The sequence below is a fragment of the Lactiplantibacillus sp. 30.2.29 genome, assembly GCF_018991255.1.
GTDB lineage: Bacteria > Bacillota > Bacilli > Lactobacillales > Lactobacillaceae > Lactiplantibacillus > Lactiplantibacillus pentosus.
The window spans coordinates 260,367-273,624 of the sequence record NZ_JAGYGU010000002.1; the positions used below are offsets into that span (position 1 = coordinate 260,367).

Annotated in this window: 8 protein-coding genes; 3 read left to right on the forward strand and 5 right to left on the reverse strand. The window is 49.0% G+C overall.

Annotation, left to right across the window (positions count from 1 at the left end; translation table 11 throughout):
- Nucleotides 1-424 precede the first annotated feature (424 nt).
- Both KGF65_RS02550 and KGF65_RS02555 read left to right on the forward strand, forming a co-directional pair.
- A complete protein-coding gene (locus tag KGF65_RS02550; RefSeq protein ID WP_216747973.1) occupies nt 425-1,444 on the forward strand; it encodes a ketopantoate reductase family protein in 1,020 nt (339 codons plus the stop codon).
- Between the two features lie 430 nt (nt 1,445-1,874).
- Nucleotides 1,875-2,807 carry a DMT family transporter gene (locus KGF65_RS02555; protein ID WP_216747974.1) on the forward strand — a complete coding sequence of 311 codons (933 nt, stop codon included), beginning with the start codon at nt 1,875-1,877 and terminating at the stop codon, nt 2,805-2,807.
- 136 nt (nt 2,808-2,943) lie between these two features.
- On the opposite strand, the gene KGF65_RS02560 is transcribed toward KGF65_RS02555, so the two are convergent.
- The 3 genes from KGF65_RS02560 to KGF65_RS02570 all read right to left on the reverse strand — a co-directional run bounded on the left by KGF65_RS02560 (nt 2,944) and on the right by KGF65_RS02570 (nt 7,663).
- Complete coding sequence (locus tag KGF65_RS02560) at nt 2,944-3,894, reverse strand: phosphoglycerate dehydrogenase (RefSeq protein ID WP_101873014.1); 951 nt, start codon at nt 3,892-3,894, stop codon at nt 2,944-2,946.
- Nucleotides 3,895-4,307: 413 nt separating this feature from the next.
- Nucleotides 4,308-4,880, reverse strand: coding sequence for an NADPH-dependent F420 reductase (locus KGF65_RS02565; protein ID WP_050337669.1), 573 nt, complete (start codon nt 4,878-4,880; stop codon nt 4,308-4,310).
- 338 nt (nt 4,881-5,218) lie between these two features.
- Nucleotides 5,219-7,663, reverse strand: coding sequence for a hypothetical protein (locus KGF65_RS02570; protein WP_105923825.1), 2,445 nt, complete (start codon nt 7,661-7,663; stop codon nt 5,219-5,221).
- Between the two features lie 229 nt (nt 7,664-7,892).
- Between KGF65_RS02570 and KGF65_RS02575 the strand changes: the two genes are divergently transcribed.
- Nucleotides 7,893-8,339, forward strand: coding sequence for a flavodoxin (locus KGF65_RS02575; protein WP_003639501.1), 447 nt, complete (start codon nt 7,893-7,895; stop codon nt 8,337-8,339).
- A gap of 173 nt (nt 8,340-8,512) precedes the next feature.
- Here KGF65_RS02575 and KGF65_RS02580 read toward each other — a convergent pair whose 3' ends face one another.
- Both KGF65_RS02580 and KGF65_RS02585 read right to left on the reverse strand, forming a co-directional pair.
- Nucleotides 8,513-11,806: a bacterial Ig-like domain-containing protein gene (locus KGF65_RS02580; RefSeq protein ID WP_105923824.1), complete on the reverse strand. Its 3,294-nt coding sequence runs from the start codon at nt 11,804-11,806 to the stop codon at nt 8,513-8,515.
- A gap of 23 nt (nt 11,807-11,829) precedes the next feature.
- On the reverse strand, nt 11,830-13,258 hold a 1,429-nt coding region (locus KGF65_RS02585), incomplete at its 5' end, for a bacterial Ig-like domain-containing protein (protein ID WP_216748753.1).

The window sequence follows — 13,258 nt, forward strand, 5'->3', positions numbered from 1 at the left end:
GTTTAGATGCCAGGATGGTTCCTATTTTCCCACCTATGACCTAATATCCCAAAGTCTTTCCACCATCACTTGACTTTCTACCGCCAAACCACTAAATTAAAGAACAATTAATAAACGATGATAAAAACTTTGAACAGTCCAGTAATTGCCGTTATGCAGCCCAAGCGAGTCTGAGATGGTGTAAGCAGACCTGTCAACGGACAATGAACATCAACTGTGAGCGTGCGAGTGAATCGAAGTAACTCGTGCTGGTTTGACACTCATTACCGTGTCGCACATTGACAGCGATGTGCTGAAGGTCAGGAATGTGAATTGCTGATGAATACCGGTGGTAACACGCGTTTGCGTCCGGCAGGCTTACGAGTCTGTCGGACGTTTTATTTTTCATTTATTAATTAAATCATATTAAAGGATGGTCATACATATGCATTTTACAGTACTCGGCGCAGGCGCCATGGGATTACGTTACGGTGTGTTATTACAAGAAGCAGGCAATCAGGTCGATTTTGTGGATACCTGGCAGAAAAATGTGGATCAAATTCATCGGCAAGGTGGCGTGTACGTCTCCCGCGACCATCAAAATCGCCACTTAGTTCCCGTCAAAGTCTCGACACCAGAAGACTATCATGATAATCCGGATGTCTGGGTCGTTTTCACTAAACAGATGCAGCTTGCCGACTTTTTGACTCGCACCGCCCACGCATTCAACGACGAACAGTACGTCCTCACTTGTATGAACGGCATGGGACACGTTGAAAAATTATTACAATACTTCAAGCCTGACAAATTATTAGCAGGAACCGCATTAGTCGCAACGGTCTTAAACGGCCCTGGCGACGTCGACTTTATTGGTGCGCGTGGTGCTGGCACGATGAATCTGGCTAATTATACGGAACAACCAGACGAGATGACTCACAAAATCATTGCTGAATTGGACAAATGTCAGTTTCATCCGAACTTAACGACTAATTTCCGCGGCACCCTCTTGGCTAAAGTCGTCTTCAATTCCGTAGTCAACACCCTCTGCACGTTATTCGAAATCACGATGGGCGAATTTGCCGCTTATCCTGGTGCCGATGAACTCAGCCGCCAGCTCATCGATGAAGCGTACGATGTCTGTGAACGCGACGGCATTACGATGCTCAATACGCGGGCTGAAGAATTAGCCTCGGTCAACTACGTCAGTAAAGTCGCCAATCCGCTCCACTACCCATCGATGTACCAAGATATGTCGCACAACCGGCCAACCGAAGTGGATTACATCAACGGCTACTTAGTTAAATTAGGCCAAAAGCACCAGTATCAGGCTAAAACCCACGCATTCCTAACTCACCTCGTCCACTTGGCTGAAACGACGCGTCAAGCCGCTGAAAAGACTGAACAAAAGACTGAACAAGCAGATGCAACGGCGACAACTTCAGCTACAGAACAAGCGAGCGCCTAAGCTGTCGTCAGGGCGTCAAACGTCGCTAATAGGGCCCGATTACCGCTGATACCCAGATCCTAACGATGGTCAATTATTAATGATTGTCGGTGACTGATAGTTGCTGGCGACTAATGGTTGTTGGTGATTAATAGGGTTCGATTACTTTGGCTTCCTAATACTTGCGCACGATGATCAATGCCGTGTAAGTATCGGGAAGCCGTTTTGTTTGGATGTTGTGAGACTGGTCGTCCTTAATTCGTTGATGACCTGCATTGGTGAACAGACCACCCAAAATCTAGAACCGCCCTGCAGTTGGCGACATGCTGAACACGCGCGTTTAGTTGCTAGCGGCATGCTAATTCCTGAACAACTAAACTCCCCCGCCCCTTTTCAGGGTAAAATCATGTACAATGGAAGTTAAGTGATTGATACAGGGAGGCGGTATATCATGCAGTTCAGTCGGGAATTTAAGGGGATTTTTCTGGCCAGTATCAGCGTGACTTTTTGGGGCGTCTCTGGTGCCGTGGCGCAAACCCTTTTCGACACGACCGATATTAACTCAATTTGGCTCACTGGGATTCGCATGCTGGGAGCCGGAATTGCGTTGTTCCTCGTCAGTTTAGTGACGCACGTTGATTTGTGGTCAATTTGGCGACAGCCCCGTGACTTGCTACAAATCGCAGCTTACACGTTGCTCGGGCTGATGCCAGTACAGTTCACGTATTTCTTGGCGGTTGAAGCGAGTAACGCCGCTACGGGAACCATTTTACAGTTCATGGGACCAGTATTCATCGCCCTCTGGATGTTAGTGGCGCACCGTCAATTGCCGACCCGCGCCGAGGGACTTGCCATTATTTGCGCCTTATTAGGGTCATTTTTACTAGTGACCCACGGCAATCCTGGCACACTGGTCATCTCCGTCTGGGCCTTGATTTGGGGACTGTTATCCGGGGTCTCCTCGGCAACTAATACTTTATTGCCGACCAAGCTACTTACCAAATACGATCCGATGACCGTCAATACCTGGTCGATGCTACTGGGCGGGATTCTATTTAACCTCGTTCAACCAGTCTGGTCGATCCATATACCGTTGACGGCACTGAACATCAGCAAACTGGTCTTTGTTATTTTGTTCGGAACGTTGCTAGCCTTTCTATTCTTCCTGCAAAGTCTGCAATACATCCGCCCAACCGTCGTGAGTTTGCTTGATGCTTTCGAGCCACTGTCAGCGACCGTCATTGCCGTCGTTTTACTGGGCGTCAGCTTTGGCTGGCTCGACATTCTTGGCAGCATACTCATCATTAGCACCGTCTTCATTCTCGCAATTGGGCAGGGTCCCAATGACCGTACCGCTGAAAATTTCAAGGAATCTGAACACTGACTTATTTAAGCTCAAAAATCCGATAACGCGCATTTCAATAATGAATTGCGTATTATCGGATTTTTTGCATTTTTCATTCAAACTGAACACGCCGTTCAGTAATGACCCTGCGTCTGGCTAGCCAGCAATAACTGGGCTAATAACCACGGTCAAGATCAACTTGGTTGCGGACAAGCGTGCCATCCTTAACGAACTGCGCAAAGTTTGCGGCAAAAATTGGAAAGACTGTCGCACGAAAATGGGCAATCTGGCCGGAAATATGTGGTGTAATCAACACGTCATCGCGTTGCCAGAGCGGATGATCCGCCGGTAATGGTTCGGGTTCCGTCACATCAAGGGCCGCCATGCTTAACTGGTGCTGGTCCAAGGCCGCCATTAAATCAGTCGTATCGACTGCGGGTCCACGACCAATATTGATCAACATAGGCGCCTGTTTCGTCTGTGCAAAGAGCGCGGCATTAAATAGGTGATGCGTCGTCGGCGTCAATGGCAAGGCGTTAACGATAAAATTAGCCGTCGCCAACACTGGTTCCGTCGCCGTAAAAGCAACCGTTTCATGAAAATGTTCAGCTGGATGACCGGTCGTATTCACGCCAATCACATGCATACCCAGTGCACTGGCCTTAGCTGCCAAGGATTGCCCAATTTGACCAGTCCCATATATCAATAACTGTTGGCCAGTCAATGTCGAAGTCGTCATTGGTAATTGCCAAGCACGCTGCCCTTGTTGATTCAACCAGGCCGCATGGTAGCCACGAACGACTGTTAGCATCGCTGCCAAAACGGATTCACTGATGGCATCCGCATGAATGCCGCTGGTGTTCGCAACCAGGACACCCGCCGCTTGTAGATCTTTCAGTGGCAGGTAGTCCACACCAGCCGAAATCACTTGCACGAATTTCAGCTGATTGGTGGGCCGCGCTAATAATGTCTTGAGTAGCGGGTGATTGCCGTACAACACTTCCACTTCATCATAGTCCGCTGGCGTTATCGCGTCGGCATCCTTAAATTGCCACCCCGGATACTGTTCCTGCAACTGTTGCCGTTGCTCTGGTTTCGTTGCCTGCGCCATTAAAACGATTGGCATACTCATGACCCCATTTCTTCTTTATTCTCATGCTCAATGATACCACTACTTGATCTGAAAACTGTCCTAATTCGCTTAAAGCAGCAAGCTGCCGGCTGTTCAGTTTTGTTCAGTTGTGCCGTGGCTTTGTTCAGTCACCCGATAGTTCAAACTGAACACGACTTGTTGTATCTAATACCATGTTTGCCTCATATTCATGGCTAGTGCACCAATTATGCCACCATTTTGAGTATCAAAAAACAGGTAGCTAAGTCCGGATTACCGTTCCACTACCTGTTTCATCCTCAAAAATCAACGGTCAGCCTTTGAGATAATCGCCAAAGATCAAATTCAAAGACCATTTAGACCACGTGCCCAAAGCTGAACGGCTGATTTAGCACGTCCAACACCGTTCAACCTAGTCGTCGCTGATGCTACTTGATGACCGCAAAGCCGCCGTCCCAGCCAATTTGTTCACTAGCTGCTAACGTCATCTGCAAGAAGCCAACTGCTTCCAATTCACGAGCGCGCTTGAGCTTACCGGCGTCCTTGACTTGTAGCGGGCTTCCGGCTAACGCTTGTGCTAATTGGTGTTTGGCATCGTCATCATCACCGGCAACTAGCACGGTCGTGGGTTCTTTGCCATTGACCTGTCCACTTTGCAAGGTGGCAGCGAAGGTCGTGTTGAACGCTTTGAGCACCTTGCTGTCAGGCAATTGCTTCTGCAGCTCCTGCGCCGCAGAACTATCGGCAGGCACCACCAGGCTGTCCCAAGTATCAAAGTTCAATGGATTCGTAATATCAATGACGATTTTACCCTTCAATTCAGTCGCATACTGCTTTGCAAGGGCTGCTAGGGCTGGGTATGGCACTGCCATTACGATCAGGTCACCAAATGTCGTCGCTTGATCTTTAGAACTGTAATAAGTCACCGTTTGACCAGCTGCTTCAAAGTTGTGCCCAATAGCTTGTCCCATATTACCCTTACCAAAAATTGTAATTTGCATCGTCTATCCACTCCCATATTATTTTTAATAAATATTTCAGTACGATTATCATAGCATTAATTATCTTCCGATAGGGGAATCATGCTTCTGCCGTTCCAATCACCTGGATAGCTGCTTAGTTGGTTGAATCATTTCTGCAGTAGTTCAGGCGTCATTGCGCACCCAGATAAGTATCAGCAGTCAAAATGAACAGCCGTCATCATTTAAGCAAAAATGCCTCGCGACCGCCCGTCACAAAATTGTTTGCGGGTGGTCACGAGACGTTTAATCAACGTAACTGATGACTAAAGACAAGTGTCTCAGTCGTGCGTATTTAATTGCGGATCGAACTAGTCAGCTTAATTAGTGCCCGTCCCATCACCATACGTGGTCGAAGTGGTACTTGAACTCGTTCCAGTAGTGCTTGATGATGACGTGGTGCCATAGTCAGTCGTCGAACTGCTACTATCGGCCGCACTATAACTATAGCTATAACTAGAAGCCTTTGAGCTGGAAGTTGCCGAACTCGTATCCGTATCATTACTATAACTATAAGTATCGTCCGATGAGCTACTGTCGCTATAAACTGACGACGAAGAACTCGAGGATGATTCTGGTTCGCTGTAACTGTAGCTATAGGTGCTGGAGCTTGAAGATGATGCGGATGCCTTGTTAGCCTTCGCCAACTTCTTACGATCAGCCACTAACTTCACGTAGTCGTTTTCGGCTAACTGTGATTTTTTGCGGTAGGCCTTTAAGTTTGCGGCCACTTTATCAACCGTCGTTGACGGGGTCGAGGCCTTCAACTTGTTCTTCTTGTTATAGAGTTTCTGGAAGGCCGTGTCATAGCTGACCACCTTTTTGACGGTCTTACCGGTCTTTTCAAACAACTTATCATACTTCTTAGCAAAATAAGCCTTGTTCGTCGTCAAACCAGTACTGGTCAACCGTTGCTGATTCTTGGTGATCGTATCCATGGTGACATCCGCCTTGATACGCCCTTGAGCATTACGCAAATCTTGATAGTTCGTCCGGACCTTGAGCATTTTGGCTGCAGTGTCATGTTGCTTCTGCAAGCTCGTCTTCTCGCTCGAATCCTTCATATTATCAATATTAGTTTGTAACTTCGCCAATGTCGCACTCGTTGCACTACTGCGTAAATCGCGTTGCGCTGATGACGTGTAAACTTGGTCGACGATCCGTTCGGCACTGGTCCGTGCTTCGGCCTGCGTCGTTTGCGCATGGTTCCACATGAATAAGGCGCCACCTGCAGCGACCACTAAGATAGCCACCCCGGTCAGCATCAGTTTCCAGTTGTAATGCCGGGATTTCCGCTTCAGATGTGGATTTTGGTCATCGTTTTCAAGTCTGGATGCGTCCTGATTCTCAGCTTCCAAGTCATCAGCCGTGATGTGTTCTTCATGACGAGCGACCCGCGACATACTCGTCTTTTTAGGTTGCTTGCCGCCATTTGGTTGTTGGTCCCCATATAATTCTTCACGTGACAGTGGTAATTCTGGTTGTACCTCATCTTCAGGCTGTTCCGTCCCCTTGACCGCAATCTTCGGCTGTTGCTTACGCGCAACCGGTGGGATGTGGTCGGCAGGAATCCGCCGCGCAACTTTTGGTTGTTGTGGGGCTTCAGACTTCGCTTGTGTCGTGTTAGCGGTTGTCGATTGCGTTGCCGCCGACTTAGCCTTGTTCGCCTGGGACGATTGCCCCTTGGCTTTGGTTGAAGCTGCCGAGTTTGCCTTAGTTGCCGCCGAAGTCTGGGCCTGCGAACCAGTCGACTTGGCCGCGGTTGATGTGGCAGCCGATTTGGCAACTGCACCCTGAGCAGTGGCTGATTGAGCCGCAGCCGCCTTCGCGCCTTGCTTAGTTGCGTTCGTAGAAGTTGCTGTTGAATCATTGGTCGACTTAGCGGTTGCCGAACTAGTAGCAGCTTGGCTGGTTGCCGAATTTTCTGTCTTTTGTTGGCTCCGTTTAGCTGCAGCTTGCCGTGCATGCCGAGCCGTCCGGGTCATCGGTTCTGCCGTCGTATCGCCGGCTTGTGAGCCTGATTGGCTGCCCGTCGCTTGCTGATTCGTTGCTTGGCTAGCTGGTGTCTCCGCAGCCGCTGATTGACTCCCCTGAGCCGCAGACTTGGCTTGTGCCGCGTGCTTAGCCGTTCGGGTCGTCGGTTCTGCCGACTGTTGGTCCGCGGATGTTGCCTGGCTAGTGGCAGCTTTTGCTGATTGGGCATTCTTCGCTGCAGCCGGCTGTGATTGCGTCGCCTTAGTTGCTTGCGACGTTTCGTCCTTAGCATGCTTAGTGGTCGCCTTCGCAGCCGAACCTGCTGTTTTGGCTGATTCAGCTGAATTAGCGCCTTGCTTGGTCTGACTCGCAGCTTGTTTGGCCGCTTGTGCTCGCCGTTGCGCATCCTTCGACATGGTCGCGCTAGTTGCCGCATGCTTGGCCGTGTCCGCTTTGTCGGCCTTGTCTGACTTAGCGGCTGTCGAACTTGCTTTGCTTGTAGCGGCCGCTTTAGTGTCCCCATGCTGCTGTGCTTTTTTGGCCACTTTTTCAGGTTCAATCACTGCATCAACGGGTTGTTTACTATCCTCGGCATCCGCCTTGGAACGAGGGATATTGACCGTTGATTTTGCTTCGGGATCGTCTGATTTTGCCGCCGCTGAATCCTTTAGATCGTAGGCTAAAGGAATTTGTTCACTATCTTGTTCATCGTTATCGTCGTCAGGAATCGGCTCCGTAATGGAATTCCACAGCCGTCTACCCAACCCTTCTTTTTTCTTCTTTTTAGACAAAACCAACGCTCCTCGCCAATTTATAATTTATTCAGTCTCTGGTTAAGCGCCGACCAAAAATTAATTTATTTTCGGTAAAATAACCATTAATAGTTAAATTATAGCATGGAATTCACTGCTGAGAAACACTCGACCAACTGGTTTTGTGAATAACGCCGCAATACCTTAATTTCACATGAAAACTCTGCTATAATCAGCTTATCAAGATATTTGAAAGCGAGGAGTTCACATGGCCACTGCTAAAGTTATTTTTGCCACAATTACCGGTAATAATGAGGACGTTGCCGATATTATTACTGAAAAATTTGAAAAACTTGGAGTCGATGTTGCCAAAGAAGAAATCTCGCAAGCCGACGCCACGGAATTCAACGATGTCGATATTTGCGTCGTGGTCCCTTATACCTACGATGAAGGCGCGCTCCCTGAAGAAGGGCTCGATTTCTACGAAGACTTACAAGATCTCGATTTGACCGGCAAAATCTACGGTTGCGCCGGTTCCGGAGATACGTTCTACGATGACGATTACTGTAAAGCCGTCACCGATTTCAGTCAGGCGTTCAAAAAAGCTGGCGCGACTCAGGGAGCCAAGGATGTGTTCGTTAACCTTGCTCCTGAAGCGGATGACGTCAAGGCACTGGATGCGTTCACTGAACAACTAGTTGCCAAGGTGCAATAATTTTTAACCAGCAAAACAGGCCGCAGCTTCCGATTGGAAACTGCGACCTGTTTTTGTGTGGATTGGGAATTGTCACCTGGTACACACGAAGACTGTTCGTACACAGTTAGTCCACTTACTAGCTGGCCCATTTGAAAATTCTAACGTGTTATTGGCCAAGTTAGTGATGCGACCTACTGTTTGCGGCGTAATCCCAACCAGCCACCACATACCGTCAAGCCCAGCAGTAAGGCACCCCAGACACCGGAATGGCTTGCTTGTTCACTCGTTTGTGGTAAGTAATCCGCTCCGATTTTAGCAGTAGCTGGCTGAACAGAGCTGGATGGTGAAGCTTGGCCAAGTTGCTTCGTTGTTTGGTCGCGAACATTCAGGCCGGTGCGTGATTGCCCATCCGTTCCTGCTGATAAATCAGCAAGAACCGTTTGAGTTGCACCGTTAACATCGCTCGAATGATTGTTTGAACCATGATTGACACCAGTTTTGCCTGGGACCTTACCATTAGTCCCCTGATTGTTAGCGCCTAAAGTACCCGGTTTGCCCGCATTGTTCCCGCCTGGCTTACCATGGCTACCCGTGTCACCAGTTTGTGGTTGTTCACTAGGCTGTTCAGTCTGACTGCCATTACCAGATTGGCCTTGTTCATCAGAACCGTCAATATCATCGCCATCGTCCGGCCGAGCTGGCTGTTCTCCGGCATCCGGCTGTTCCGATTCATCCGGTTCGTTGGCATCACCGTCGCCAGGTTGTTCAGTATTCGATCCATCGCCAGGTTGTTCAGATTCATCCGTGTCATCACCGTCATCCGGCTGCTCACCGTTCGCATCACCATCGTCAGCTTCGACGACCGTCACCGTCACGACTTCGGTAAATACTTTACCGCTCGCATCGGTATATTGGTAGGTGATTTCGTAGACGCCGGCCTTCGTGGTATCCACGGTTCCGGTCACCAGCAGTTTATCAAACGGTACGGTGTCGCCATTCACGTCCATCACAACGACCACGTTTGCTTCCGGCTGCCAGGTATCGCCAACTTGCAGCGTTGAATCTTGAACTTGGAGTGCGCTCTGTGACTCGCCCTGTTCGTCATCTTCTTCAATCACGACGGTAATCGTTACCGTTGCCGCAACTAATTTGCCATGCTGGTTTTTAAACTGATATGTGACTTGATAGTCGCCAGCAGTCGTCCAATCAGGCATCCCGATAACTTCGATTGCGGACCAGTCAACGGGCTGCCCATCAACATCCGTCGCATTATGGAAGTTGGTTTGTGGCTGCCAAGTACTGCCACCCTGCCCATCCGTATGCACCGTCACGTGGTGTTGGTGAAGATTCAAACTTGCCTGATTTTCTTTGACCGTCACCGTGATAGTCTGACTCTGATTGCCAACCGTGTAGGTCACTTGATACTCCCCGGGTACTGCCGAGTTGACGTCGCCGGTCACCGTAACGTTGCTAAAATCAATTGGCTGACCATCCTTGTCCGTTGCGCCGTCAAACGCATCCTGTGGTTGCCAAGTCCCACCGGCATGCAAGTCAGTATCATGAACGTTTAGACTAGTTTGGTCGGCTTTGACGATCACCAAAGCCGTCACCGTTTTCCCCGCATACTTAAACGTCACTTGATACGTGCCTGGACGTTTCGTGTTCACGCGGTCCCCGCGCAGTTTGACCGCCTTGGGATTGGCGGCATACAGGGCTTGCACATCGACCGGATTGCCAAACTGGTCAACTAGCCTGTCGATACTGTTGGACCAATTCCAATCGTCACCGGCATCGATGGTCACATCATGTAAGTCGATGATCGCCCGATTGGCCTCCCAGATGTACGTCGCCATAGCAGCACCGTTGCCGGAATAGCGCGCAATCAGCTCTTGAGTGGTCAAAGTGTCATTTGGGTCGTCAAGGTTGACCCAACGGCCGCTATATTTTTCGGACAGATAGGGGCCGGGTAAACCAACTGAAGGCGCCTCGAGAAGTTTAGATAAATTAGTGTTGGGACCTAGCGTTAGCTTTTTAAGACTAAAATCACCCAGAAACATACCATTGTTCTCTGTAACCCGTGACATGTCTAGACCGGAAATATCCAACACTTCTAATTTGGGACTATACACAAATAAAGCACGGAAATTCTGAACTAATGCTGCGTCAAACTTGGAACCAAGTTTGATACTTGTCACATTACGCATTCCACCGAACATCCACAACATTTCTGTCAAACTTTCACTAGAAAAATTAGAGACATCCAAACTGCTGAATGCTGTACCATAAAACACGGCGGTCATATCTGTGACTTTTTCAGTATTAAATTGTTCCAATCCAATCACTGTTCTGAGGCTACCGCAGTATAAAAACGCACCGGATAGATCAGTCACATGGCTCGTATCCCAACCAGCTAAGTTGATACTCGTCAACTTAGAAAATTTAGGCCTATCATAAATTGCGACTCCAAATATCAGTCTCATCTCTTCAAGTTTGCTTGTATTCCAGCTGCTCAGGTCTAAGGTCGTCAAATTTAGATTGTCCATAAAGAGTCCCCGCATGCTGACAACCTCACTGGTATCAATTTTATCCAAGCCAACATAGCTTTTCACATTTTTTAAGTCGGAAAACAGTCCAGCCATATTTTTATCCGCAACTATCGTATCCGTGATAACCACTTTAGTTACTTGTTCAAACCACGTATACCATTCCCAAGGGCTGCTCATACTATGCCACGGCTTTAGTTTTCCCCCACCTAGTGATAACACGCCGGTTTCACCATCAAACCACCAGTTAACACCAATGTTACCTGTTACTTCTGTTCTTCGCGTGTCTTGAATGCCACGTTCTAATTCGTTAGCACGTGGTTCCTGGCGACGCACCATGTCTTTTGATTCCGTTAACACAGGTTGTTCATTGGCCGTTGCAGTGACATCGGGGCCAACAAGCAAACTATCTGGTATCTCAGTCGCTTCATCAGCCTCATGATCCGCAACTTGTCCTGAATCAGAGTGTACTGATGAACTATCATGATCGACCACAACATCCGGCGCTGGCTCAACAGGCAGTTGTCCATCTGCAGCGGGAGCTTCAACACCTTGGTCGGAAACCACTGACTGATTTGGTTGTTCAGTAGAAACTTGCACTGAAGCATCAGCATGACTTTCAGCGGGCGCTGCCACCATGGATTCCTGGACAGTGTCCGCCGCTTGTGAGTCGGTTGTCACGGCTTCAGCACTTGCCGGTGCATCACTGATTTCTGCTCTGGCTGCATTATCGCCAGATGTTTGTTCAGTCTTGTTCAGTGTCAGCTCGGGTTGCTGCTCGGTTGGTAAAACTTGGGTTGCAGTATCCGTCACCGGGGCCGCATCAGTGTCATCCGCGCGCCCATTAATCATGGTCAGGTTTAAGGTAATCAGCGTTATTCCAGCAAATACCCAAATTTTACCACTTTTGTACATTTTATACCGTTTTGCTTGTTCTCTCATTTGTCATCCACTCCTTAATCTAATTAGCCTCGCCGACGTTTAATTCCCAGTACACTCGCCAAACCCGTCGCCATCAAGATCATTAATCCCATCAATCCAAGGTGGTTAGACTGTTCACCTGTTTGCGGCAAGCTTTCACTCGCAGTTGTTCGAATTGCATCCGTTGTAACCCGTTCCTGTAGCGGGGTTACGACTGCAGTCTCCTGGTCTGAACGCACCAAAGCAGATTTTTCCCGTTGCTGATCAACTTGTTCGGACGAAATCTTCTGACTAGCATCCCTGTTCAGACCGCTTGTAGTCGCTAAACTAGGTCCGGTAACGTTCGGTCGTTGCCGTATTGATTCTTGATGTCCCGCATCGGTGTCAGCAGTTGGGCCACTTGGTTGGGACGGCTGCGTTGGTGCTTCTGGGCGTTCTGGAACTTCTGGATGTTCTGGCATTTCAGGGCGCTCTGGTACTTCCGGGCGTTCCGGAGCTTCGGGATGTTCTGGTTCTCCTGGTTGCTCTGGTTCACCCGGCACTTCTGGTACTTCTGGTTCTTCCGGTTCCCCCGGTACTTCCGGCTCTTCTGGTTCTCCCGGCACTTCTGGTTCCTCAGGTTCACCAGGTACTTCTGGCTCCTCGGGTTCTCCTGGCACTTCTGGTTCACCAGGCTCCTCGCCGTCCCCGTCACCCGTATCAGCCTCATTTTCAGCCACCGTCACGGTCACCGTGGCACTGACCAATTGTCCAGTCATATCCGTGAATTGGTAGACCACTTCATAGCTGCCGGCTGTGGTTAGGTCTGGGGTTCCAATGACCGTGATGCCTGACCAATCAACTGACTGGCCATCCGAATCGGTGGCATTGGTAAAATTATCTTGTGGTTGCCACACGGCGGTTCCCGTTGACGAATCGATTTCAACCGTCACGTCACTCGCTTGAAGATTCAGTTGACTTTGATTCTCTTTAACGGTGACCGTTACAGTCGTTTGATGGCCAGCATAGGTCAGCGTCACCTGATAAGTCCCCGGTTTGCTTGTGTCGACGGTATCGCCACTGACTGACACTGCTTGCGGATTGGTGCTCAATAACGTGCTAACATCGACAGTTTGACCATTCGCATCGATTAGCTGTGTCACATTTTGTGACCAATCCCAGGACTGATTAACAAAAATCTCACTATCTTTGGCCGTAATCGACGCTGCGGATTTCGTCTCCCAAACAAAGGTTGCTTTTGGCGCTGATTTACCAGCGTACAAGGCCAACAATTCAGTACTCGTTAGTGTTTGCGATGGATCATCAATATTGACCCACTTTCCCGTATAGGTGTTATTCTTGGGAACATCCGGTAAATCGACGAGCGGTTGATTGCCGTGGCGACTGAAATCAAGTCCCGGTCCGAGCACCAGTGTTTGTAAACTTGTCAAACCAGCTAACATTTGCCAATTAGCTTCGACGTTTTTTATATTA